Source organism: Janthinobacterium sp. 13, from assembly GCF_002749695.1.
GTDB lineage: Bacteria > Pseudomonadota > Gammaproteobacteria > Burkholderiales > Burkholderiaceae_D > Janthinobacterium > Janthinobacterium kumbetense.
In genome coordinates this window covers 3,119,442-3,144,133 of sequence record NZ_PEEQ01000001.1, presented here as the reverse complement: position 1 = coordinate 3,144,133, position 24,692 = coordinate 3,119,442, and the positions used below count along the sequence as shown (strand labels likewise).

Sequence of the window (24,692 nt, the reverse complement as noted above, 5' to 3'; positions counted from 1 at the left end):
GCTTGCGCATGTTTCATGCCTGCAGGTTATGGACTACGGATAAACGCTCAGCAACTACTTGGCGGGGGCCGTAAACGGTTCGCGCACGGTAACGCGAGGGCTTTCATTGCCGAGGCGGTCGACGGCGCTGACCACCACCGCGTTGACTTTGCCGGTGGCATCGTCGACCAGGGTCAGTTCGCCCTGCACGCCCGTGACCACGGTAAAGCGCCAGTCTTCGCCGTAGCGGGCCCAGACGGCGTACTGCGCCACGGGTTTGCCGCCGCCCGCCGCCAATTTGACGTTCAGGCTGGTGGAATCGCGGCGCAAGGCCAGCACGGGCGTGCCGGGCGCTTCCTTGCCCAGCCATGGCGTGGCGGGAATCAGGGCAGGGCTTTGATACACGCTCGCCTTGAGCTGGTCGCTAACACCCTTGCGGTTCTGCATCAGGGGCACCATGCTGAAATGCACTTGTCCATTCGCGCCGGGGCGCGTGCGCGTCACTTCGATCTGCTTGATGATCTCTTGCGGCGTGAAGGACTTGGCGGAATTGTCGATGCGGCTCGTGTACAGGCCTGGCCACACGTGGCGGCCATACGGGTTTTGCGCCAGCCAGTAGTCGAGCAGCACGCCAAACGCTTGCGGCGCCTGCGCCACGGGCCAGTACAGCTGCGGCGACAGGTAATCGAGCCAGCCCTTGGCCAGCCACAGTTCCGCATCCGCATACAATTTGTCGTACTGGCTGAAACCGACGATGCCGGCAGGGCGGCGGTCGGGACGGCCGATGCCGAACGGGCTGATGCCGAAGCGCACCCAGCTCTTTTCGCGGTGAATGCCTGTATATAACGCTTCGATCAACTGGTTGACGTTCTGGCGGCGCCAGGACGGACGATCCAGCTGACCGCCAGCCAGCAGATATTGCTGCCAGGAAGGCTCATCGGGAAACGGCAGTTCGCGCTTGGCGCCGCCATTGCCCGCGTCCAGCGCGGCCGTTTCCGCGCCGGCGCCGGCGCCTGGCGCGTCGATCGGGTACGGATAAAAGTAATCGTCGATGTGCACGCCATCGATATCGTAGCGGCGCACCACGTCGAGCACCACGTCCGTCGTGTGCTTGGAAGCGGCGGCGTCGCCCGGGTCCATCCACAGGTAGCGGCCGTATTGTTTGACGGACGCCGGGTTGGTGGACGCGAAACTGTCGCGCGCCAGCGGCGACTTGGCCGTCGCATGGCGGGCACGGTAGGGATTGAACCAGGCGTGCAATTCCAGTCCCCGCGCATGCGCCTGGGCAACCCAGAAAGCCAGCGGGTCATACAAAGGCAACGGCGACTGGCCTTGCTTGCCGGTCAGGTATTCCGACCAGGGCTCCAGCTGCGACGGGTATATCGTGTCGGCGCTGGGCCGCACTTGCAGAACAATCGCATTCAAATTCAAGGACTTGGCGCGGTCGAGGATGGCCAGCGCTTCCGCTTGCTGCTTGGCGACCGGCAAATTGCTGCGGCTGGGCCAGTCGATATTCGCCACGGTTGACACCCAGGCGGCGCGGAACTCGCGCGGCGCCGGCGGCGGCACTTCGCCCGTGATGTGCTGCACGGGCGGCACGGCCGGCAAACCCGCTTCACCCGGCGTCACTGCGGAAGGCAGCTTGGTGCTGGTACAGCTGCTGAGCAATGTGGCGGTGGCCAGCGCGGCCAATACGCCGGCGCTGGCGCCCAGGCGTTTTTTAAAAGTAGACAACAAAACAATTCCTTGCAGTGGTGGAGCGCAGGTCTATCGGTGGGGCATTTTACTGTGCGCCCGCCATCCTTGCGGGCGCACCGTTCAAAAGAATCAGGCTTCGGCCTTCTTGCCGAATTCGGGATCGATCTTGACCAGCGCGGCCATGATGAAAGCGGGAATGGTGGCGATGCACACCCAGATGAAGAAATGCTGGTAACCGAGCATTTGCTGTATCCAGCCGCTGGCCATGCCCGGCAACATCATGCCCAGGGCCATGAACCCCGTGCAAATGGCGTAATGGGCCGTTTTATGCGCGCCATCGGAGACCATGATCATGTACAGCATGTAGGACGCGAAACCGAAGCCATAGCCAAATTGCTCCAACGCAATACCGCCGGCGATCACATAGATGCTGCTGGGCAAGGCCGTGGCCAGGTAAACGAAGACCAGGTCGGGCAAGTGGACGGACAGCACCATGATCCACAGGCAGCGTTTCAAGCCGAAGCGGGAAATGATGAATCCGCCCAGCAAGCCGCCCAGGGTCAGGGCGATGACGCCGATGGTGCCGTAGACGAGGCCCACCTGTTCCGTGCTGAGGCCCAGGCCGCCCTTCGCGACCGGATCGAGCAGGAAGGGCGCGGCCAGTTTCAACAGTTGCGCTTCGCCGAGGCGGAACAGCAGCAGAAAGCCCAGGATGACGAAAATATCCTTCTTCTTGAAGAAGGAGGCAAAGGTGGCGACGAACTCTTGCAGAGGGGAAATACCGGCGCCCTGGATGCTGGGCCGGTCATCCTTGGGTTTCGGCAGGATAAAATAGTGATACAGGAAGAGGGCGATGAACAGGCCCGCCAGGATGGCGAACACGACGGACCAGGCCAGCTGCACATTGCCCGTCGCATGCGTCAGGTAGCCGGCCAGATACACGAGGCCGCCCTGGCCGGCGATCATCGCCAGGCGGTAAAACGTGCTGCGCACGCCCACAAAAGCCGCCTGCTGGTGCTCTTCCAGCCCCAGCATATAAAAGCCGTCGGCGGCGATGTCATGCGTGGCGGAACTGAAAGCCATCAGCCAGAAGATGGCTAGGCTGATCTGGAAAAAATGGGGCAGGGAGGTCGTCAGGGCCACCAGCGCCAGCGCGGCGCCGATCACCAGCTGCAAGCCGACGATCCAGAAGCGCTTGGTGCGGTACATATCGATGAAGGGCGACCACAGGGGTTTGATGACCCAGGGCAAGTACAACCAGCTGGTATACAGCGCGATATCCGTATTGGAAAAGCCGTAGTTCTTGTACATGATCACGGACAGTGTCATGACAACAACATAGGGGATGCCCTGGCCGAAATACAGGGAGGGGATCCACAGCCACGGCTTATTTGACGGCTTATTCGCGCGCGCCGGGGCGGTTTGTTTCACAAGCTCCATACATCCTTCTTTGTCTCCCAGACAGAAGAATGCCGCGCCATCGGATCACGCCGCCAGTGCCGCCCGCACACTGCCGTCCGCGCCGGCCAACAATGCCTGTGCCTGGTTTGTGTTGATTTTTTTGATCAAGGCAACAATCGCCACCTTGACGTGATAGTGGCATTGCTCCAGCACGGTCCTGGCCTGCACTTCGCTGGCGCCGGTGGCGTGCATGGTCAGACGCACGGCCCGCCAGATCAGCTTGGCGTTGGTCGGCTTCAAGTCTACCATCAAGTTTCCGTAAGTTTTGTGCAAACCGACCATCAGGGCGCTGGAAATCGTGTTCAAGGTGATTTTTTGCGCCGTGCCCGCCTTCAGGCGCGTGCTGCCGGAAATGACTTCCGTGCCCGTGTCGAGCACGATGCCGCATTGCGCCTCGTGCGCCACGGGGGCGTCCACATTGTTGGCGATGCCGATCGTCAAGGCGCCCGCCTTGCGCGCGGCCAGCAGCGCGCCCAGCACATACGGCGTGGCGCCGGACGCGGCCAGCAGGATCACCACGTCATTGCTCTGCGGCTGCAGGGCCAGCAAGTCCGCCTCGCCTTGCTGTAAATCATCTTCCGCCCCTTCGACGGCCGTGAACATGGCGCCCGCGCCGCCAGCCAGGATGGCGACGGCCCGTTCGGGCGGCCAGGAAAACGTGGGATTGAGTTCAACGCTGTCGAGTACGCCCAGGCGGCCCGACGTGCCCGCGCCCACGTACAACAGGCGCCCGCCGGCCGCGATGCGGGGCAGGGCTGCCGTGATGGCGGCAGCGATGCCGGGCGACGCCAGCCGGACGGCTTCGACGGCCCAGAACTGGTCGTCGACCAGCGCCGCCACCAGTTGCTCCACCGGATACAGGTCCAGATCCGGATGCCGCCGGCTCGGGGTTTCAGTTTTCAACATGATTTCAGAACATGGTTGACCGTGAAACCAGTTTAATACCAACGAGCGGGATCAACCATGAAAGGATGGCAGGCGGGCATAACGGGAGTTTATGGCCAGTGCAACCAGGCGTACTTCGCTACGGCGGCAAACCAGTTGCTGAATTTGTTCATTCAGTGGCCCAGAGGCAAGTTTCAGACCCGTTTATGTCTATACTTCAGTTCGACGCCAACATCCACGACACGCCCCATGATCGCTCGCCAATTGCTGTTCCTGTTTAGCGCCCTCGGCGCCATCAACGGCATTTTCCTGGCCGTCTATTTTTTCAGCCGCCGGCCCCGCTGCCTCGCCGACTGCATGCTGGGGGCATTGCTGCTTGCCGTCGGGGTGCGCACCGCCAAGTCCGCTTTCCTCTACTTCAACCCTGCGATCGCCATCGAATTCCGCCAGCTGGGCCTGTCGGCCTGCCTGCTGATCGGTCCCTTGACCTATCTCTATGTACGCGCCTTCATCGCCGGGCTGGCGCAACGGCCAGCCGGACAAGCATGGCGCTGGCATCTGGGCTTGTCCTTCCTGCTGATCGGCATTGGTGTTGCCTTTCCGTATTCCGCGTATCGTGCTGTGTGGAACCAGTCGAGCCATGCCATTCATGTGTTTTGGCTATGCTACCTGCTGGCAACCGCCAGGCTGCTGTGGCAAAGCCGCCGCGCATGGTGGAACGAGGGACAGAGGATGGCGACCAGCAGCGTACTCCTGCTGAGCGTCTTTGCAGGCAGTTGTCTCATGTTGGCGGCCTACGCAAGCACGCCGTTCACGTCCTATATTGTCGGCGCCTTGTCGTTCACCTTCTCGCTGCATGTGGCGGTGATGGTCTTTCTGCTGAGAAAGGAAATCCTGGCGCCTGCCGACCCGCAGCAAAAGTACCGGAATAGCCGCCTGACGCACGACGATACGCTTGCCGTGCTCGCCGCGCTGGAACAACAGATGAGCGGGCAGAAATCCTATCTGAATCCGAACCTGACCCTGGCCCAACTCGCCAAGCGGGCGGGATGCACGCAGGCGCAGGTGTCGCAGGTATTGAATGACAAGCTGGGCAAGAGCTTCACTACCTACGTCAACGAATACCGTATCGCCGAAGCGAAACAGGTATTGAGCGACGAACCGCAATGGAACATGGATAGCGTCGCCGAGCGCTGCGGGTTCAATTCCAGTTCCACCTTCTACTCGACCTTCAAGAAAGTGGCTGGCCAGACTCCCGCCAGCTTCCGGGCCCAATCTGGCCAGGCGGCCAGGGCCATTTCCGCGTAAAACCACTCCGGAATCGCCATTCCGGAGTCTGAAATCATGTTTGGCGACATCAATTCCCCTGCATTTCGATAAATTATCGACCACCAGCGATCTGAAATAGTCGTTGCTCCGATAAACGCAGTTCTACATGCAGGGTACATCCATGATTCAGTTTTTATTGCGAACGATACTCGCCTGTTGCTTCCTGAGCATCACCGCCGTCGGCACCGCCGCAAACGCGGACCAGGACGAAAATGCCATCCGGGAAACCGTGCGCTTGTATATGCATGGCACCAGCTTTAACGTGCAGAGCGAGATCAACCAGGCCTTTTATGCCAGTTCCCGCCTTTACCTGGACGGCAAAAACGATGCGGAATGGGAGTTGAGCGGTCCGGAATACGCCAAACTCTTTTCCCAAGAGAAAATTGGGCAATTCAATGGGCGCCACGGGCGGCTGATCAAGGTGGATGTGAGCGGCAAGGTGGCCACCGCCAAGGCCGAGATCCACATTCCCCAGCAAGGGGTGCGCTATGTGGATGTCTTTCTGTTGAAAAAGATCGCCGGCAACTGGAAGATCATCAGCAAGTCGGCAGATCGCGAGCCGGCAGCCCCGCGCCAGGCACGCAAGGTGCTGCTGGTCGTGTCGAATGTGCATCAATATCCCGGTACAAAGGTTAACGCCGGCAATAATTTCCCCGAGCTGGCCTATACCTATGATGCATTTCGCAAAGCAGGGTACGCCGTCGACTTCGTCAGTCCCGAGGGGGGCGCCATTCCCCTGGAAATGATCGTCACGTCGGACGAACTGCTCAAGAAGCATCTGTACGACAGTGATTTCATGTGGGCACTGGCCCATACCAAGCCCGTCGCCGAGGTCAGGGCAGACGAGTATGCGGGCATGGCTTTCGTCGGCGGCGGCGCGGCCATCGTCGGCATCCCGGACAACAAGCCGCTGCAGGACATCGCCTTGCGTATCTACGAACAACAAGGCGGGGTGATCGCGGCCATCTGCCATGGCACCGAGGGCATCAAGAATCTGAAGCTGCGTGACGGTACTTTCCTGATCCAGGGCAAGGTGCTCACCTCGTTCCCCGATGCGTTTCTCAACAAGGAATCGCCGGTATACAAGGCCTATCCCTTTTCGGCAGAAGCGAGCATCAAGGGCCATGGCGGCATATTCAGGCACGGCGCCAACGGCAAGAGTCACGTCGAGGTCGACGGCCGGCTGGTGACGGGCATGAGCTGGGAATCGTCCGTCGGCGTGGCGGAATCCATGATCCGCCTGATCGAGCAGTAGATTTACGGAGCGCGGCGCATTTCCGCCACAAAATCGTAATGATCGCTGCGGCAATACGAATGCGTGAGTTCCACCGCTTCGCCCGACTCCAGGTAGGCGATGCGCGTGATGAACAGCACGGCCTGGCCATCGGGGATGCCCAGCTGCTTGGCCAGCACGTCCGTCGCATTCATGGCGCGGATGTGCTGCAAGGCGCGCACGGGGGCCTTCTTGATGCTGCTCAAGTATTCATACAGCGAGTCGCCCATGGTATCCGGGGCCGGCACCACGCTGAACGGCAGCACGCTCACTTCATACGCCATCACGACGTCGTCGGCCAGGCGCAAGCGCTCCAGGCGCGCCACTTTCGTGTTCTGCGCCAGGCCCAGGCTCAGCTGTTCATCGCTGCTGGCGATGACGACTTCGCGCTTGAGCCAGCGCGAGCCGGGGCGGTAGCCGCGCTGCTGCAGCTGCTCGGAAAAGCTCGACAGGTTCGACAGCGGTTGCTCGATGCGCGGGGCAATATAGTTGCCCGAACCGCGGCGGCGCACGACGAGACCTTGCTCGACGAGCTGGTCGATGGCCTTGCGGGCAGTCACGCGCGATACGTCAAGCAGTTCGGACAGGGTACGTTCGGATGGCAGGGCCTGGTCTACCTGGTAGCGGCCGTTGCGTACGTCATCGCTCAGCTTGCGGGCGATCTGCATATATAAAGGCGAATTGTCATTTAAATCGACCTTGAGTTCTACGCTGGTCTGGCTCATACAGTTCTCCTTGTCCTCCTAGTGTAATAGCGATGGCGCCTGCGCGTAGCCCGTCCACCCATGAATAAATGGAAAATGACCATAAATAACGGTTATACACTTAAAAAAACAATGTTTTACCGTACGTATAGCTTTGCATTATAGATAAATAAGCAATTTTCATTAGCCATGTAAACCATCGCGCCCTATGCTGGTGACGCCTCCACCACATCGGACAACAGGGAAACATGCACAATAAAATGACGGGTTTACTGGGCTTGCTGCTGCTGGGCACGACCTGGAGCGCGCTGGCCGCCCCGCCCGGCAGCGGCAGCGACTTGGTCTCTCAAAACGTAGGGCCGCGCGCGCTCGATGCCACGCTGGCCGCCATCGTCGACGATGCGGCCCACCCGCTGGCCAGCCTGTCCGTGCTGGCCATCCGCCATGGCAAGGTGTCTTATCAGCAACAATTTGGCTGCCGGCACATGGCCGCCACGCCGGCGGACAGCTTGCCCGTGACGCCGGCCACCCTGTTCCGCATCGCTTCCGTCTCGAAGATGATGACCACGCTGGGCCTGATGCGGCTGGTCGAGCAGGGCAAGCTGAGCCTGGACCAGGACGTGGGCATTTATCTGGGCTTTTCCCTGCGCAACCCGCATTTCCCCCAGCAACCGCTGACCCTGCGCAGCTTGCTCAGCCACACTTCCTCGCTGCGCGACGCGGGCGGCTACGCCTGGGGGCCGGAACGCAGCCTGCGCGACGTGTTTACGGCCGGCGGCGACAGCATGTGGGATCGCGCCGCAGCGCCGGGCCGCTACTTTACGTATGCCAACCTGAACTGGGGCGTGATCGGCACGGTGATGGAAAAAGTCACGGGCGAGCGCTTCGACTTGCTGATGCGGCGCCTGCTGCTCGATCCCCTCGATGTGCGCGGCGGCTACAACCCGGCCGCCTTTTCCCCGGAAGAGGTCGCCAATACGGCCACCCTGTACCGCAAGCGCACGCTGGAGACGGAAGTGTGGCAGCCGCACGGGCCATGGATCGCCCAGGCCGACGATTTTTACCAGCGTCCACCGGCCGGCATGGCCAGCTATGTGATCGGCAGCAACGCCACCGTCTTCAGTCCCACGGGCGGCTTGCGCATTTCCGCTGCGGGACTGGGCAAGGTCATGCAAATGCTGCTCGACGGTGGCCGCTACCAGGATCAGCAGCTATTGCAGCCGGCCAGCATCGCACTGATGTTTGGCCGGCAATGGCAATTGGCGCCAGACGCCAGCAATGGCGACAGCGAGCGGGGCCTGTACCGCGCCTGGGGGCTGGGCAACCAGCAATTCGACGCGGTGGCGGGGCAGGGCAACGGCCTGGTCGAGGGCGCCAGCTTCACGGCCGTCGGCCATTTGGGCGACGCGTATGGCCTGGTGTCCGCCTTCGTGCTCGATTTCAAGAACCGGAACGGCATGGTGATGCTGGTGGGCGGCACGGGCAGCGATCCCGAACGCTATCCGGGCACGTATTCCGCCATGGGCCGCAGCGAGGAATTGATACTCACCACCCTATACCGTGGTGCGATTGACAAGCATGAATAATTTGCACTGAAATAGTGCATTCCTGAAAGTTATGGCTGCACCATGATGTTTCATTGGCTGCGTTGACGGCCAGCCTCTAAGCTCTTCCCGAATGCTTCCGCACCATGGGAGCGCAACGCAGCGAGGCAACATGCAGCAACAAGTCATCATCATCGGCGGCGGCATCGTCGGTCTGACATCGGCCTGGTGGCTGGCCGAGGCCGGCTACAAGGTCACTGTACTGGAACGCAATGAACAGGTTGCGATCGCCGCCAGCTACCGCAATGGCGGCCAGCTCAGCTATCGCTATGTGGCGCCCCTGGCGGACGCGGGCGTGCCTTTCAAAGCCCTGCAGTGGCTGCTGCAAAAAGACGGTCCGCTGCGCTTCCGTCCCGAAGCGGACTGGCGCCAATGGCGCTGGATGGCCAGTTTCTTGCGCAATTGCAACAGCGCCAGCAATGCCCGCACGACGGCCAAGCTGCTGCAACTGGGCGAATGGAGCCGCGCCGGCATGGCGCAGCTGGAGTTGACGGTACCGCCCGAAGCGTATGCCTGGCGCGATGCGGGCAAACTCATCGTCTACCGCACGCCCGCCGTCTTTCAACGGGCCGTGGCGCGGCCCGAGTCGGAAGAGGCGCGCGTCGTGCTGTCTCCGTCTGAAGCCGTACAGCGCGAACCGGCGCTGGCGGCCTTGCATGGTGCCCTGGCGGGCGGTATCTTTACCGAAGGAGAAGCCGTGGCCGATTGCCACGCCTTTTGCCTGGCCCTGGAAGCGCGGCTGCTGCAGCACCCGAACTGTTCCCTCCTGTTAAAAGGCGAGGCGCGCCGCCTCGTCACGCACAAGGGCAAGGTCACGGGCATCGACACGAGCCTGGGCCTGTTGCAGGCAGATCACTATGTGCTGGCGGCCGGCATCCAGAGCCGCGACCTAGCCGCCACGGCGGGCGTCTACCTGCCCCTGTACCCGCTGAAGGGCTACAGCCTGACGGCGCCCATCCGCGCGCAGCACCGGGCGCCCGAGATCAGCATCACGGATTTCGAACGCAAGGTACTGTATGCACGCATCGGTGGCGACTTGCGCGTGGCCGCCATGGTCGACATGGTGGGCGCCGACAACAGCATCGACTGGGGCCGCATCGCGGGCCTGACGCGGCTGGCGCGCGAAGCCATGCCGCACGGCGCCGATTACGACCAGGCCACGGCCTGGGCCGGCCTGCGCCCCGCCACGCCGAACAGCGCGCCGCTGGTGGGCGCCAGCAAATATGCGAACCTGTGGCTCAACGTGGGCCACGGCCCCTTGGGCTTTACCTTTGCCGCCGGCACGGCGCGCATCCTGGCCGACCTTATGGCTGGCAAGGCGCCGCCGTTCGCGCTGGACTTCCTCAGCCCGAAAAAATAGCAGCCCAAGGCGGCGCGCACGCGCCGTTGCCTTTATGGCGGATAATTGCGGAACTTTTCAGTTCTCCTGTCTGCCAGCGCATGCCCACACCCTCGACATCTGCCGCCTGCCCCTGTGGCGGCGCCTCCTACGCCAGTTGCTGCGGCCCGTATATCGCGGGCGACGCCGTGCCGCCCACGGCCGAAGCCCTGATGCGCTCGCGCTACACGGCCTTCACCTTGCGCGACGAGCCCTATCTGCGCGCCACCTGGCACGCCAGCACCTGTCCCGCCGACGCCTTATTCGCCGAAGAAGAAAAAGTCCACTGGCTGGGACTTGAGGTAAAATCTGCTTTACGTTTACGTCAACGTAAAGCAGAATCAGCAGATCAAGCCGAAGAGATACAGCGCGACAGCGTGGAATTCGTGGCCCGCTACAAGGTCAACGGCCGCGCGCACCGCCTGCATGAAGTGAGCCGCTTCGTGCGCGAGGCGGACAATAGCGGTGGTGGCGCCCTGCGCTGGTTTTATCTCGACGGCAGTTTTCCCGAATAGCGCGACCCGAGAGACCGGGCGATAATAAAAAGGAACCGCAATGCCGCACATCGAAAGCAAACTCAATCCGCGCAGTGAAGATTTCAAGGCCAATGCCGCGGCCATGCAAGCCATCGTCGACGATTTGCGCGACAAGGTCGAGAAAATCGCGGCCGGCGGCGGCGAGGCGGCGGCCGCCAAGCACCTGGCGCGCGGCAAGCTGCTGCCACGCGACCGCGTGCAGATGCTGCTCGATCCCGGCACGCCCTTCCTCGAGTTTTCCCAAATGGCGGCTTACGCCATGTACCAGGACGCCAAGGGCGTCGACGCGGCGCCTTCCGCCGGCATCATCACCGGCATCGGCAGGGTCTCGGGCCAGGAATGCGTCATCGTCTGCAACGACGCCACCGTCAAGGGCGGCACGTATTACCCGATGACCGTGAAAAAGCATTTGCGCGCCCAGGAAATCGCCGACCAGAACAACCTGCCCTGCATCTACCTGGTCGACTCGGGCGGCGCCAACCTGCCGAACCAGGACGACGTCTTCCCCGACCGCGACCATTTCGGCCGCATCTTCTATAACCAGGCGAACCTGTCGGCCAAGGGCATCCCGCAAATCGCCGTCGTGATGGGCTCTTGCACGGCGGGCGGCGCCTACGTGCCGGCCATGAGCGACGAATCGATCATCGTCAAGGAGCAGGGCACGATTTTCCTCGGCGGCCCGCCGCTGGTGAAAGCAGCGACGGGTGAAGTGGTGACGGCCGAAGACCTGGGCGGCGGCGACGTGCACACGCGCTTGTCCGGCGTGGTCGACCACCTGGCGCAGAACGACTTGCACGCGCTGTCGCTGGCGCGCACCATCGTCTCAAACCTGAACCGTAAAAAACCGCAGCAGATGGCCTTGCGCGACTCCGTCGAGCCGAAATACCCGACGCAGGAACTGTATGGCGTGATTCCCGTCGACACGCGCAAACCGTTCGACGTGCGCGAAGTGATCGCGCGCATCGTCGACGGCAGCGATTTCGACGAATTCAAGGCCCGCTACGGCACCACCCTGATCTGCGGCTTCGCGCACATCTATGGCGTAAAAGTCGGCATCATCGCCAATAACGGCATCTTGTTCTCCGAATCGGCCCTGAAAGGCACGCATTTCATCGAATTGTGCTGCCAGCGCAAGATCCCCCTCGTCTTCCTGCAAAACATCACGGGCTTCATGGTGGGCCGCAAATACGAAAACGAGGGCATCGCCCGCAATGGCGCCAAGATGGTGACGGCCGTCGCGACGGCTAGCGTGCCGAAATTCACGGTGATCATCGGCGGCAGCTTCGGCGCCGGCAATTACGGCATGTGCGGCCGCGCGTTTTCGCCGCGGTTCATGTGGATGTGGCCGAATGCCCGCATTTCCGTCATGGGCGGCGACCAGGCCGCATCCGTGCTGGCCACCGTCAAGCGCGACGGCATCGAAGGCAAGGGCGGGCAGTGGAGCGCGGACGAGGAAGCGGCCTTCAAGCAGCCGATCAAGGAGCAATACGAACACCAGGGCCACCCGTACTACGCCACCGCGCGCCTGTGGGACGATGGCGTGATTGACCCGGCCGACACCCGCATGGTGCTGGGCCTGGGCCTGTCGGCCGCGCTCAACGCGGAAATCCCGGACACGAAGTTCGGCGTATTCCGCATGTAAGCGGCATTCAGGGAGAAGAGAATGGAATTTGAAACCTTAAAGTTGGTCATCGAAGGCAATGTCGCCACCGTGACCCTGAACCGCCCCGACGTGCGCAACGCCTTCAACGAGACGACGATCGCCGAACTGGCGCGCGCCTTCGAGGGCCTGGGACGCAGCGACATGGTGCGCGCCATCGTGCTGGCCGCCAATGGCGCGGCCTTTTGCGCCGGCGCGGACTTGAACTGGATGAAGAAGATGGCAGGCTACACGCATGCCGAAAACCAGGCCGACGCGCTGCAGCTGGCGCAGATGCTGCGCACGATTTACCTGTGTCCGAAACCCGTGGTGGCGAAGGTCCAGGGCGACTGCTATGCGGGCGGCATGGGCCTCGTCGCCGCATGCGATATCATTCTGGTTGCGGAAGACGTGCATTTCTGCCTGAGCGAAGTGCGGCTGGGACTGATTCCCGCCACTATTTCACCGTATGTCATCAAGGCCATGGGCGAAAACGCGGCACGCCGCTATTTCCTGACCGCCGAGCGATTCTCCGCTCAGGAAGCGCTGCGCATCGGCTTTGCCCACGAGGTAGTCGAGGCAGACGCGCTGGACGCGAAAACGGCCGAGGTGCTCAAAGCGCTGACGGGCAACAGTCCGCACGCCGTGGCGCAAGCGAAAACGCTGGTGCGCGAGATCGTCGGCCAACCCGTCGACGACGCGCTGCTGGCGGACACCGCCGAGCGCATCGCGCAGATCCGCGCCTCGGAGCAGGGACGCGAAGGCGTGCAATCGTTCCTCGACAAGCGCAAGCCGAGTTGGCTCATGGGCTAGCAATATCATTGGAGCAGTTTTGAAAGCAGAAAAACAATCGGGCTGGGTCGAACGCAGTCTGCGCAGCGTGTGGCATCCTTGCACGCAAATGCAGCACCACGAGACGGTCCCATTGATCCCCGTCAGCCACGGCCGCGGCGCCTGGCTGTATGATCACGAAGGACGACGCTACCTGGACGCCATCAGCTCCTGGTGGGTGAACCTGTTCGGCCACGCGAATCCCCGCATCAATGCGGAACTGAAGGACCAGCTGGACCGCCTGGAACACGCGATGCTGGCCGGTTTCACGCATGAACCGGTGATCGAGCTGTCGGAAAAGCTCTCCGCCTTGACAGGCGGCGTGCTTGGCCACAGTTTTTACGCGTCCGACGGGGCGTCGGCCGTGGAAATCGCCCTGAAAATGAGTTTTCACGCCTGGCGCAACAGCGGCAAGGGTGAAAAACAGGAATTCGTCTGCCTGAAAGGCAGCTACCACGGCGAAACCATCGGCGCGCTGGCCGTCACGGACGTCGCCCTGTTCAAGGATGCCTACGGCCCCTTGCTGCGGGCAACGCAGACGGTGATGTCGCCCGACTTCCGCCAGGCGGCCGAAGGCGAGTCTGCCCAAGACGTGGCGCGCCGCGCGGCTGCCGACGTCGAGCATTTGTTCCAGCAAAAAGCCGACAAGATCGCCGCCATCATCATCGAACCGCTGGTGCAATGCGCCACGGGCATGGCCATGCACGACCCGCTGTACCTGTCGCTGGTGCGCGCCCTGTGCGACCGCTATCAAGTCCATCTGATCCTCGATGAAATCGCCGTCGGCTGCGGCCGCACGGGCACCTTCTTTGCCTGCGAACAGGCCGGCATCTGGCCCGATTTCGTCTGCCTGTCGAAAGGCATCAGCGGCGGCTATCTGCCTTTATCGCTGGTGATGACGCGCGAAGACATCTACCAGGCGTTCTACAGCACCGACGTGCGCCGCGGCTTTTTGCATTCGCACTCGTACACGGGCAACCCGCTGGCTTGCCGCGCCGCGCTGGCGACGCTGTCCATCTTCGAGGAAGACGATGTGCTGACGGCCAACCGCGTGCGCGCCGAGAAGATCACCCAAGCGCTGGCGCCGCTGGCGCAGCATAACAAGGTAAAAAACTTCAGGCAGCAGGGCATGATCTGGGCGTTTGACGCCGTCGACGCGGCGCCCGATTTCTCGCGCCGCTTCTTCAGCACGGCGCTGGAACATGAACTGCTGATGCGCCCCATCGGTTCCACCGTCTACCTGATGCCGCCGTACATACTCGACGACGCGGAGATCGCGGGCCTGGGCCAGCAGACCCTGGCCGTCTTCAATCATGTGATCGGGGCCTGAGATGGAACTGATCGCGCGATTGCAACAGCAGCTGCAGGGGCTGGAAGAGCGCAGCCTGATCCGCCGCCGGCGCACCGTCGACACGCCGTGCGCGCCGCGCCTGACGGTCGATGGCCGCGCCATGCTGGCCTTTTGCAGCAATGACTACCTGGGCCTGGCGTCGCATCCGCGCATCGTGGCGGCGCTGAAAGAGGGCGCCGACCTGTATGGCGCGGGCAGCGGCGCGTCGCACCTGATCAGCGGCCATGGCCGCGCCCACGCGCAGCTGGAAGAACGCCTGGCGACGTTCGTGGGCGCCAACCTGGAAAACGCCCGCGCCCTGTATTTCTGCACCGGCTACATGGCCAATCTGGCCGTGCTGACGGCCCTGTCGGCGGGCGACGCGGACGCGGAGATTTTCTCGGAAGCACTGAACCACGCCTCGCTGATCGACGGCACGCGCCTGGCGCGCGTGAAAACGCGCGTGTATCCGCACGCCAACCTCGACGCCCTGTCGGCCCTGCTGGCGGCCAGCACGGCGAAAACCAAGATCGTCGTCACCGACAGCGTCTTCAGCATGGATGGCGACCTGGCGCCGCTGCCCGCGCTGCTGGCCCTGTGCGAACAATACGGCGCCTGGCTGGTGGTCGACGACGCGCACGGCTTCGGCGCGCTGGGAGCCAACGGCCGCGGCGCGCTCGAACACTTCGACCTGCATTCGCCCTACCTCGTCTACGTGGGCACCCTGGGCAAGTCGGCCGGCGTGGGCGGCGCGTTTGTGTGCGCGCACGAAGCCGTGATCGACACCCTGATACAAAAGGCGCGTCCGTACATCTTCACCACGGCGGCCGCGCCCGCGCTGGCGCATGCGCTGCTGGCCAGCCTGGACATCATCGCCGGCGAGGAAGGCCGGCAGCGCCGCGCCCACCTGGCGGCGCTGGTGGCGCAATGGAACGACGGCCTGCAGCTGCAACGCTGGCAAGCCTTGCCCTCGGTGACCGCCATCCAGCCCGTCATCATCGGCGAGAACGCGGACATGCTGGACATCGCCGCCACCCTGTATGAACAGGGCCTGTGGGTCGGCGCGATCCGCCCGCCCACCGTGCCGGCGGGGTCGGCGCGCCTGCGCGTCACCCTGTCGGCCGGCCACACGGCGCAGGAAGTGGCCCAATTGATCAACGCAGTCAACACCCTGGAAAGGACTCGCCATGAGCCTGGATGATCCTATCGTGGCGGAAGTGCTGGCGGACCTGGCGCCGGCCGTGCAGCCGGCTCCGGCCATTGCCGGCCTGCCCTCGCGCTTTGCCTGTTTCGTCACCGGCACCGACACGGAAATCGGCAAGACATTGACGTCGTCGGCCCTGCTGCACGCGCTGGTCGCGCGCGGCGTGCGCGCCTGCGGCATGAAGCCGGTCGCCGCCGGCGCCGAAATGCGCGACGGCGAACTGCATAATGAAGACGCCGACAGCCTGATCGCCGCCGGCAACGTCACCATGCTGCGCAGCCTGACGACGCCCTACATGCTGAAGGAACCAGCCGCGCCGCACATCGCCGCCGCGCTCGAAGGCGTCAGCATCGAATCGGTGCCCATCCTGGCCGCCTACCTGGAAATCGCCGCCGCCTCGGACGCCGTGGTGGTAGAAGGCGTGGGCGGTTTCCGCGTGCCGCTGTCGCCCGGTTTCGACTCGGCCGACCTGGCGCAGCAGCTCGACCTGCCCGTGATCCTCGTGGTCGGCATGCGCCTGGGCTGCATCAGCCAGGCCTTGCTGACGGTGGAAGCCGTCGAAGCGCGCGGCTTGACGGTCGTCGGCTGGGTCGCCAACACGCTGGAAGTGGAAATGCGCTTCCTCGACGAAAATATCGATGCGCTGATCGAGCGCATCCCGGCGCCGCTGCTGGGCAGGGTGCCGCGCCTGGCGCAGCCGAGCGCGCAAGCGGCGGCGGCGTATCTCGATTTCACCGGCTTGCCCAACTGGCCGGCGCAGCATCCCAACACTTAATGTAGCTAAAAAATAGAAGCGAAGGAATCACCATGTCTTTAGTCCAAGAAGCAGCAAAAACCGTCGAACTGCACCGCCCTGCGGCGCGCATCACCGTGCCGGAAGCGGCCACCTGGCCCGTCGCCGACGTGCTGGCCCTGTTCGACCTGCCATTCAATGACCTGATGTTCAAGGCCCAGCAAACCCACCGCGTCAACTTCCCCGACGGCGACGTGGAACTGGCGACCCTGTTGTCGATCAAGACGGGCGGCTGCGAGGAAGACTGCGGCTACTGCCCGCAGGCGGCCCGCTACGACACGGGCGTGGAAGCGAAAAAAATCCTCGACATCGACACGGTGCTCGACGCGGCGCGCCAGGCAAAAGCCAACGGCGCCACGCGCTTCTGCATGGGCGCCGCCTGGCGCAGCCCGAAAGAGCGCGACATGGAAAAAGTCGAAGAGATGGTGACCAAGGTCAAGGCGCTGGGCCTGGAAACATGCGCTACTTTGGGTATGCTGGAAGAAGGACAAGCGGACCGCCTGAAAAACGCGGGCCTCGACTTCTACAACCATAACCTCGACACGGCGCCCGAGTTCTACGACAACGTCATCTCGACGCGCGAATACCAGGACCGCCTCGATACCCTGGGCCGCGTGCGCGAAGCCGGCTTGAAAGTATGCTGCGGCGGCATCGTCGGCATGGGTGAAACGCGCTTGCAGCGCGCGGGCCTGATCGCCCAGCTGGCCAATCTGAATCCGTATCCGGAATCGGTGCCCGTGAACCACCTGGTGCAGGTGGAAGGCACGCCACTGTACGGCATGGAAGCGCTCGATCCGTTCGAATTCGTGCGCACCATCGCCGTGGCCCGCATCACCATGCCGAAGGCGCGCGTGCGCTTGTCGGCGGGCCGCCGCCAGATGGGCGAAGCCGTGCAAGCCATGTGCTTCCTGGCGGGCGCCAATTCCATCTTCTACGGCGACAAGCTGCTCACCACCGACAACCCGGAAGCGGAAGACGACCGCGTCCTGTTGAACAAGCTGGGCCTGCAAACGCGCGGCGCCATGCTGGACTCGGTACAGAAAGAGAAGTGCGGCTGCTGATCCAGCCATCGGAATGCGCCCCACCAGGGCGCATTCCTTCATCGCGACACCTCAGATAAAAAACTTCCAGCCACGAGCTGCAAAGAGAGAGACCATGTTCACTAAAATCCTGATCGCCAACCGCGGCGAAATCGCTTGCCGTGTCGCCGCTACCGCGCGCCGCATGGGCATCCAGACCGTCGCCGTGTATTCGGAAGCGGACGCCAACGCCAAGCATGTCGCCGTGTGCGACGAAGCCGTCCTGATCGGCCCCGCGCCGGCCAAGGAAAGCTATCTGTGCGGCGACAAGATCATCGCCGTGGCGCTGGCGACAGGGGCGCAGGCGATCCATCCCGGCTACGGCTTCCTGTCCGAAAACGCGGATTTCGCCGACGCCTGCCACGCGGCGGGCCTCGTCTTCATCGGCCCGCCGGCGTCCGCCATGCGCGCCATGGGCTCCAAATCGGCCGCCAAGTCGCTGATGGAAAAAGCGAATGTCCCGCTGGTGCCCGGCTACCATGGCGAGGAACAGGATGCGGACTTTTTGCACACGCAAGCCGACAAGATCGGCTACCCCGTCCTGCTGAAGGCTTCGGCCGGCGGCGGCGGCAAGGGCATGCGCGTCATCGACAACAGCGCCGACTTCAAGGCCGCGCTGGCCTCGTGCAAGCGCGAAGCGATCAGCTCTTTCGGCGACGACAAGGTGCTGGCCGAAAAATACCTGTCGCGCCCGCGGCATATCGAAATCCAGGTGTTCGCCGATACGCTCGGCAACTGCATCTACCTGTTCGAGCGCGATTGCTCGGTGCAGCGCCGCCATCAAAAGGTGCTGGAAGAAGCGCCGGCGCCGGGCATGCCGGCCGAGCGCCGCGCAGCCATGGGCGAAGCGGCCGTCGCCGCCGCCAAGGCCGTCGGCTACGTGGGCGCGGGCACGGTGGAATTCATCGCCAACCAGGATGGTTCGTTCTACTTCATGGAGATGAACACGCGCCTGCAGGTCGAGCATCCGGTGACGGAAATGATCACCGGCACCGACCTGGTGGAATGGCAGTTGCGCGTCGCCTTTGGCGAGCCGCTGCCGAAAAAACAGAGCGAACTGGCGATCCACGGCCACGCCATCGAGGCGCGCATCTACGCGGAAAATCCGGAGAAGGGCTTCCTGCCGTCGATCGGCACCCTGCGCCACATGCAGTCGCCATCGGCCGTCACGTTCGAACTGGGTGGCACGGTCGTGCCGGCGTCCGTGCGCATCGATTCGGGCGTGCGCGAAGGCGATGCGATTTCGCCATTCTACGACCCGATGATCGCCAAGTTGATCGTCTGGGGCGCGGACCGCCGCGAAGCGCTGGCACGCATGGCGCAAGCGCTGTCGGAATACCAGATCGTGGGATTGGCCAGCAATATCGCCTTCCTGAAACGCCTGGTCGAAGGCCAGGCATTTTCCAGCGCGGACCTGGACACGGGTTTGATCGAGCGCAATCAAGCGTCGCTGTTCCCCGCCCTGCAGGCGGCGCCCGACACGGCCCTGGCGCTGGCGTCCGTGGCCCTGCTGCTGGAAGAAAAAGCGGCCGCCGAAACGCAGTCGGCCAACCGCGCCGACCCGTGGGGCAATGCCCTGGGCTGGCGCTTGAACAGCACCCTGGGACGCAGCCTGGCGTTTGCCGACGAATTCGCGCTGGCCGGCGACAGCAAGGCCTATGCCGCGCGCATCGCCTACCAGACGGATGGCTGGCTGTTCAACGGCCAGCCCCTGACCTTGACGGCGCGCAAAGGCAACGAGCTGCACATCAAGCTGGGCGAGCGTGCCGTGCATGGCACCGTGCTGCGCGACGGCGAGCAATTCCACGTGTTCACCAGCGGCTTGCACCACACCCTGCACTACAGCGACCCGATGGCGCATGCGGGCGAAACGGAAGCGGAAGGCGGCCGCCTGACGGCGCCGATGCCGGGCAAGGTCGTCGCCGTGCTGGTCAACCAAGGCCAGGACGTCAAGAAGGGCGAGCCGCTGGTCATCATGGAAGCGATGAAGATGGAGCACACGATCGCCGCGCCGCACGACGGCCTGGTGGAAGAGGTGCTGTACGCGGTCGGCGACCAGGTGGCCGATGGCGCGCCGCTGCTGGCCTTCAAGGCCGCCGCCTGAGGAGCGCTCTTGGAAACCTCGATGCGCATCCTGTTACAGCGCGCGGACGGCAAGGAGGCGGAGTGGATCAGCGACTTCCGTGACTTGCTGCCCGAAGCCGAGATTGTCTTCTGGCGCGAGGGCGAGTCGTTCGCGCACTGCGACTACGCCGTCGTGTGGCAGCCGCCCGCCGCCATGCTGCCCGTATTGAGCGAAGTCAAAGCCATCTTCAACACGGGCGCGGGCGTGGACGCGCTGCTGAAATTCGGCGAGGCGCTGCCGGCCCACGTGCCGCTGGTGCGCCTCGACGACGCGGGCATGGGCGTGCAGATGGCCGAATATGTGAGCCACGCCGTGCTGCGCCACTTCCGCCGTTTCGACGACTACGAGGCGCAGGGCCGCGCCGGCATCTGGCAACCGCTGCCCGCATTCGACAAGGGGGATTTCCCCGTCGGCGTGCTGGGCATGGGCGTGCTGGGCACCCGCGTGCTGCAAGCGCTGGCGCAGTTCGAATTTCCCCTGCGGGGCTGGAGCCGCAGCCAGAAGCACGTCGATGGCATGCAGTGCTACGCGGGCGAAGAGGGACTCGAAGTCTTTTTACGCGGCACGCGCGTGCTGGTCTGCATGCTGCCGCTCACGCCGGACACGCACAACCTGCTCGACCGCGCGCGCCTGTCGATGCTGCTGCCGGGCGCCTACATCATCAACGTGGCGCGCGGTGCGCATCTCGCCGAACCGGATTTGCTGACCCTGATCCGCTCCGGGCACATCGCCGGAGCGACCTTGGACGTGTTCCGCAACGAGCCGCTGCCGCAGCAGCACCCGTTCTGGCAAGAACCGCGCATCACCATCACGCCGCATATTTCGGCCGCCACCCTGCGCCGCGAGAGCGTGGCGCAAATCGCCGCCAAGATGCGCCGCCTGCACGCCGGCGACTCTGTCGCCGGCATCGTCAACCGTTTGCAAGGATATTGAGATGAACCCTACTACCAGTCTGCCCAAGCAGGTCAAGATCGTCGAAGTGGGTCCGCGCGACGGCCTGCAAAACGAGAAGGAAACCATCAGCGCCGCCGTCAAGATCGAACTGGTCGACCGCCTGACGTTGGCCGGCTTCGCCAATATCGAGGCGGCGTCCTTCGTGTCGCCGAAATGGGTGCCGCAGATGGCCACCAGCGCGGAAGTCATGCAGAAAATCGCGCGCCGCCCCGGCACCATTTATTCGGCGCTGACGCCGAACATGCAGGGTTTCGATGCCGCGCTGGCGGCGCAGGCCGATGAAGTGGTGATCTTCGGCTCCGCCTCCGAGGCGTTCTCGCAAAAGAACATCAACTGCTCCATCGCCGAATCGATCGCCCGCTTCGAAGGCGTGGCGAAAGCGGCCAAGGAACACGGCCTGCGCCTGCGCGGCAGCATCAGCTGCGCCTTCGGCTGCCCCTACCAGGGCGACGTGCCGCTCGACGCCGTGGCCGACGTGGTGAAACGCATGCGCGACCTGGGCTGCGACGAAATCGACATCGCCGACACCATCGGCGTGGCCACGCCGCGCAAGACGCAGGCGGTAATGGAGCGCGCGATCCAGGCTTTCCACGTGGGAGGCCTGTCCGGCCACTTCCACGACACCTACGGCCAGGCGCTGGCGAATATCTACGCCAGCCTGGAAACGGGCATCGCGATCTATCACTCGTCCGTCTCCGGCCTGGGCGGCTGCCCGTACGCCAAGGGCGCCACCGGCAACGTGGCCACCGAAGACGTGCTGTACCTGATGCAGGGGCTGGGCATTGCCACCGGCATCGACCTGGACCTGGTCGTCGATGCGGGGCAGTTCATCTCGCAGCAGCTGGGGCGCAAAGGTTCTAGCCGGGCCGGCAACGCCATCGCGGCGAAACGCCTGGGATAAATAGAAAGGGGCTGCGGCCCCTTTTTGCTGCCGGCCTCGCGCCGCAGGCGCTACAGACGAAAAAAAACCCAAGAGCCGAAACTCTTGGGTTTTTTTCTACAAATTTGGTCGGAGTACAAGGATTCGAACCTTGGACCCCCTGGTCCCAAACCAGGTGCGCTACCGGGCTGCGCCACACTCCGAAGACCAAGATAATACAGGCCGTATCGATTTCGGTCAAGGGTCAGGTGAAACTCTGTGTAAATTATTTACGCGCGGCACTGGAACCCATGTATTTTTCAAAACGATTGAAGTATGCGACACTGGCTTGGCAAGTTTTCCCGATCAGACATGAAGGTGACGACGGCAATGGAGTTCAGGATAGAAAGAAGCGACGGCGGCCGGCCCATGCCGAATCGCCGCGGCATCGTGCTGGGCATCGCCGTGTCCCTGCTGCTGCATGGCGCCTTGATCTATCTATGGCGCCATGTGCAGCCGGCCGCGCGGATGGACACGGCCCCGCGCGTAGAATCGATCGCCGTGTGGATACGTCCGCTGGCCGCCAAGCCTCCCCCGCCGCCCGTCGAAGTGGTCAAGCCGAAACGCGAACCCAAGCCCATCAGCAAGCCAAAGGTCGCCACGGTCCGGGAAACGCCGGTGGCCACCGTGACGCCAGCGGCCAGCCCGCAAGCCATCACGGTCGTGCCGGCATCACCGGCCACGCCAGCGGCCAGTGCCGATACCTTCAGGCAAGAAACCCCGGAAACGCCGAAATTCGACATGGAAGCGGCCAGAAAAACGGCGCGCAAGATGGCGGGCGAACGCGATCCGTCCAAGGTGGGCACGGCCGTGGGGCAAATCCCCGACAAGCCGCTGCAAACGGAAACCCAGCTGGCGCGCGACATCGCACAAGGCAAGCGCGGCGATTGCCGCACGGCCTATTCCGGCGCGGGCTTGCTGGCGCCCGTGCTGATGCTGCTCGACAAGAAGGATAGCGGCTGCAAGTGGTGAAGACGTGATTGACTCTACCCATATTGGGTACTATCATACCCAATATGGGTATTTATGCAGACACATTGTTTTCCAAGACACAGCAACGCGTGCTGGCCTTGCTCTTTGGCCAGGCGCAACGCTCTTTCTATGCGAATGAAATCATCGCCTTCGCAGCCATGGGGTCGGGCGCCGTGCAGCGCGAGCTGGCCAAGCTGGAGAAGTCGGCCTTGGTCACGGTGAAAAAAGTGGGCAACCAAAAGCATTATCAGGCGAATCACGCGGCACCCATCTTCGACGAACTGCGCAGCATCGTGCTGAAAACCTTTGGCGTCGCCGACGTGCTGCGCGTGGCGCTACAGCCATACTGGCAGGAAATCGACCTGGCCTTCGTGTACGGTTCGATGGCCAAGGGCACGGAACACGCACACAGCGACATCGACCTGATGGTGATCGGCAGCATGGCATCGAACGCCCAGCTACTGGCGGCGCTGCAACCGGCAGAGCAACAATTGGGACGCAGCATCAATCCCACCTTGTACACGCCGGCAGAATGGCGGCAAAGAATAGACGACGGCAAGTCGTTCGTGGTGCGGGTCCTTGACCAGCCCAGGATTTTTGTCAAAGGAGCCAATGATGACTTCATCAAGCTCACCGGCGCTGGCGAACCTGGCACGCATCGGCCAGCTCAAGGCTGAGCCACCGGACGCACGCGAACGGGCCGGCTTGCTGCGCTCGGCCACCGTGCGCCTGCGCGATGCCAGGCAGTCGATACTGTCGCTGGAAAGCCGCTTCGACCTGGCCTATAACGCCGCGCATGCAGCTGCCTTGTCTGCGCTGCGTCAACATGGTTATCGCAGCGACAATCGCTATCTCGTCTTTCAAAGCCTGGAACACACGCTGGGTTTCACGCCACAGCAATGGCTGCTGTTAAGCCAGGCGCACAAGAAGCGCAACCTGGCGGAATACGAGGGCGAGCTGGATGTCACGCAGGGCTTTGTCGACGAGTTGATCGAGCATGTGCAACAACTGCTCGCGGCGGCACAGGCGCTCGATGTCCAGCCGCCGTCCTGATCGCCTTATTCCTGCCCCTTCAACTGCAACGCCCGTTCATACAGGGCGTTTTTCTTGCGGCCCGTAATCTGCGCCGTCAAATTCGCAGCCTGCTTGACGCTGCATTCGGCCAATAAGATATTCAGGATGCGTTCCGCTTCCACGTCTTCCGCGTCCTGCGCTTCCGTGGCGCCTTCCAGCAGGACGACGAATTCTCCCTTTTCGCGGTGCGCGTCGGCGCGTATCCACGCCTCCGCTTCGGACAGGGGACAGCGGTGGATTTCCTCGAACAGTTTCGTCAGTTCGCGCGCGAACACCACCTGGCGCGTCGGCTCGAACGCCGCCGCCAGGGCCGTGGCGCAATCGAGGATGCGGTGCGGCGCCTCATAGAACACCATGGTGGCCGTCACGCCGCGCAGGCTGTGCAGCATGTTTTCACGCTGCTTGGCCTTGGCTGGCAAGAAGCCGACAAAGTAAAACTGGTCATTCAGCAAGCCGCTGGCGGAAATGGCCGTGATCGCCGCCGATGGGCCGGGCAGGGGCAGCACGCGCAAGCCGGCCGCGCGCACGGCGTCGACGATGCGCGCGCCCGGGTCGGACACGGCGGGCGTGCCGGCGTCGGAGACGAGGGCGATGCGCTCGCCGGCGTGCAGGCGGGCAATCAAAGTTTGCGCCACTTCGCGTTCGTTATGTTGATGCGCCGCAATCAACGGCTTGTTCAAGCCAAAGCGCGTCAGCAGGTGCGCCGTATTGCGCGTATCTTCACAGGCGACGGCATCGACAAGGCTCAGCAAATGCAGCGCGCGCAGGCTGATATCGGTCACATTGCCGATCGGCGTGGCCACTATATACAATGTTGCGATAGGATAGACCTGGTGCGCCGCCTCTGTCATGATGGGCAGGCTGGCGATGGAACTGATTTCTTGTACGGTCATTTTGGAGGTTAAATGCTTGCTAATAGTGTGAA

Annotated in this window: 22 protein-coding genes and 1 tRNA gene; 17 read left to right on the top strand and 6 right to left on the bottom strand. The window is 63.2% G+C overall.

Annotation, left to right across the window (positions count from 1 at the left end; genetic code table 11):
- Positions 1-54: 54 nt before the first annotated feature.
- From CLU94_RS13890 to CLU94_RS13880, 3 genes are all read right to left on the bottom strand, one after another.
- Positions 55-1,716, bottom strand: coding sequence for a glycoside hydrolase family 10 protein (locus CLU94_RS13890; RefSeq protein WP_099666048.1), 1,662 nt, complete (start codon positions 1,714-1,716; stop codon positions 55-57).
- A gap of 90 nt (positions 1,717-1,806) precedes the next feature.
- On the bottom strand, positions 1,807-3,117 hold the full coding sequence (locus CLU94_RS13885) for an MFS transporter (RefSeq protein ID WP_099666047.1): 1,311 nt from the start codon (positions 3,115-3,117) through the stop codon (positions 1,807-1,809).
- A gap of 45 nt (positions 3,118-3,162) precedes the next feature.
- Complete coding sequence (locus CLU94_RS13880) at positions 3,163-4,044, bottom strand: N-acetylmuramic acid 6-phosphate etherase (protein WP_099666046.1); 882 nt, start codon at positions 4,042-4,044, stop codon at positions 3,163-3,165.
- A 228-nt stretch (positions 4,045-4,272) separates the two neighbouring features.
- On the opposite strand from CLU94_RS13880, the gene CLU94_RS13875 reads away from it, so the two are divergent.
- Together CLU94_RS13875 and CLU94_RS13870 are read left to right on the top strand one after the other, a co-directional pair.
- The gene (locus tag CLU94_RS13875; RefSeq protein WP_180278657.1) at positions 4,273-5,331 is read left to right on the top strand and encodes a helix-turn-helix transcriptional regulator; all 1,059 of its coding nucleotides are present in this window, start codon (positions 4,273-4,275) and stop codon (positions 5,329-5,331) included.
- Between the two features lie 142 nt (positions 5,332-5,473).
- Positions 5,474-6,607 (top strand): nuclear transport factor 2 family protein, encoded by a 1,134-nt coding sequence (locus CLU94_RS13870; protein WP_180278656.1) that lies wholly within the window; start codon positions 5,474-5,476, stop codon positions 6,605-6,607.
- 2 nt (positions 6,608-6,609) lie between these two features.
- On the opposite strand, the gene CLU94_RS13865 is transcribed toward CLU94_RS13870, so the two are convergent.
- Entirely contained in the window at positions 6,610-7,350 is a 741-nt protein-coding gene (locus CLU94_RS13865; protein ID WP_099666043.1) for a GntR family transcriptional regulator, read from the bottom strand.
- 239 nt (positions 7,351-7,589) lie between these two features.
- Here CLU94_RS13865 and CLU94_RS13860 point away from each other — a divergent pair, with 239 nt between their 5' ends.
- The 12 genes from CLU94_RS13860 (at position 7,590) to CLU94_RS13805 (ending at position 21,703) form a co-directional block, all read left to right on the top strand.
- Complete coding sequence (locus CLU94_RS13860; protein ID WP_257218800.1) at positions 7,590-8,915, top strand: serine hydrolase domain-containing protein; 1,326 nt, start codon at positions 7,590-7,592, stop codon at positions 8,913-8,915.
- A gap of 91 nt (positions 8,916-9,006) precedes the next feature.
- Positions 9,007-10,293: a D-amino acid dehydrogenase gene (locus tag CLU94_RS13855; RefSeq protein ID WP_143451407.1), complete on the top strand. Its 1,287-nt coding sequence runs from the start codon at positions 9,007-9,009 to the stop codon at positions 10,291-10,293.
- 80 nt (positions 10,294-10,373) lie between these two features.
- Positions 10,374-10,826, top strand: coding sequence for a YchJ family protein (locus CLU94_RS13850; RefSeq protein WP_099666040.1), 453 nt, complete (start codon positions 10,374-10,376; stop codon positions 10,824-10,826).
- A gap of 40 nt (positions 10,827-10,866) precedes the next feature.
- The gene (locus tag CLU94_RS13845) at positions 10,867-12,489 is read left to right on the top strand and encodes a carboxyl transferase domain-containing protein (protein WP_099666039.1); all 1,623 of its coding nucleotides are present in this window, start codon (positions 10,867-10,869) and stop codon (positions 12,487-12,489) included.
- Positions 12,490-12,510: 21 nt separating this feature from the next.
- Complete coding sequence (locus CLU94_RS13840) at positions 12,511-13,299, top strand: enoyl-CoA hydratase/isomerase family protein (RefSeq protein WP_099666038.1); 789 nt, start codon at positions 12,511-12,513, stop codon at positions 13,297-13,299.
- Between the two features lie 19 nt (positions 13,300-13,318).
- On the top strand, positions 13,319-14,647 hold the full coding sequence (gene bioA / locus CLU94_RS13835) for an adenosylmethionine--8-amino-7-oxononanoate transaminase (protein ID WP_099666037.1): 1,329 nt from the start codon (positions 13,319-13,321) through the stop codon (positions 14,645-14,647).
- Position 14,648: 1 nt separating this feature from the next.
- Entirely contained in the window at positions 14,649-15,848 is a 1,200-nt protein-coding gene (gene bioF, locus CLU94_RS13830) for an 8-amino-7-oxononanoate synthase (protein WP_099666036.1), read from the top strand.
- Positions 15,835-16,626 carry a dethiobiotin synthase gene (gene bioD, locus CLU94_RS13825; RefSeq protein ID WP_099666035.1) on the top strand — a complete coding sequence of 264 codons (792 nt, stop codon included), beginning with the start codon at positions 15,835-15,837 and terminating at the stop codon, positions 16,624-16,626. The genes bioF and bioD overlap by 14 nt, the downstream gene beginning before the upstream one ends.
- A 32-nt stretch (positions 16,627-16,658) precedes the next feature.
- Positions 16,659-17,705: a biotin synthase BioB gene (gene bioB / locus CLU94_RS13820; RefSeq protein ID WP_099666034.1), complete on the top strand. Its 1,047-nt coding sequence runs from the start codon at positions 16,659-16,661 to the stop codon at positions 17,703-17,705.
- 94 nt (positions 17,706-17,799) lie between these two features.
- Positions 17,800-19,827, top strand: coding sequence for an acetyl/propionyl/methylcrotonyl-CoA carboxylase subunit alpha (locus CLU94_RS28905; RefSeq protein WP_099666033.1), 2,028 nt, complete (start codon positions 17,800-17,802; stop codon positions 19,825-19,827).
- A gap of 21 nt (positions 19,828-19,848) precedes the next feature.
- Positions 19,849-20,781, top strand: coding sequence for a 2-hydroxyacid dehydrogenase (locus CLU94_RS13810; RefSeq protein ID WP_099666032.1), 933 nt, complete (start codon positions 19,849-19,851; stop codon positions 20,779-20,781).
- A 1-nt stretch (position 20,782) separates the two neighbouring features.
- Positions 20,783-21,703, top strand: a complete 921-nt coding sequence (locus CLU94_RS13805; protein WP_099666031.1) for a hydroxymethylglutaryl-CoA lyase — start codon at positions 20,783-20,785, stop codon at positions 21,701-21,703.
- A 105-nt stretch (positions 21,704-21,808) separates the two neighbouring features.
- On the opposite strand, the gene CLU94_RS13800 is transcribed toward CLU94_RS13805, so the two are convergent.
- Positions 21,809-21,885, bottom strand: a tRNA-Pro gene (locus tag CLU94_RS13800).
- Between the two features lie 205 nt (positions 21,886-22,090).
- Between CLU94_RS13800 and CLU94_RS13795 the strand changes: the two genes are divergently transcribed.
- The 3 genes from CLU94_RS13795 to CLU94_RS13785 all read left to right on the top strand — a co-directional run bounded on the left by CLU94_RS13795 (position 22,091) and on the right by CLU94_RS13785 (position 23,746).
- Complete coding sequence (locus CLU94_RS13795; RefSeq protein ID WP_099666030.1) at positions 22,091-22,693, top strand: hypothetical protein; 603 nt, start codon at positions 22,091-22,093, stop codon at positions 22,691-22,693.
- Positions 22,694-22,758: 65 nt separating this feature from the next.
- Positions 22,759-23,370, top strand: a complete 612-nt coding sequence (locus CLU94_RS13790; RefSeq protein WP_257218798.1) for a nucleotidyltransferase domain-containing protein — start codon at positions 22,759-22,761, stop codon at positions 23,368-23,370.
- Positions 23,309-23,746, top strand: coding sequence for a hypothetical protein (locus CLU94_RS13785; RefSeq protein WP_099666028.1), 438 nt, complete (start codon positions 23,309-23,311; stop codon positions 23,744-23,746). The genes CLU94_RS13790 and CLU94_RS13785 overlap by 62 nt, the downstream gene beginning before the upstream one ends.
- Before the next feature lie 5 nt (positions 23,747-23,751).
- Here CLU94_RS13785 and rsmI read toward each other — a convergent pair whose 3' ends face one another.
- Complete coding sequence (rsmI, locus tag CLU94_RS13780; RefSeq protein WP_099666027.1) at positions 23,752-24,660, bottom strand: 16S rRNA (cytidine(1402)-2'-O)-methyltransferase; 909 nt, start codon at positions 24,658-24,660, stop codon at positions 23,752-23,754.
- Positions 24,661-24,692: the final 32 nt, after the last annotated feature.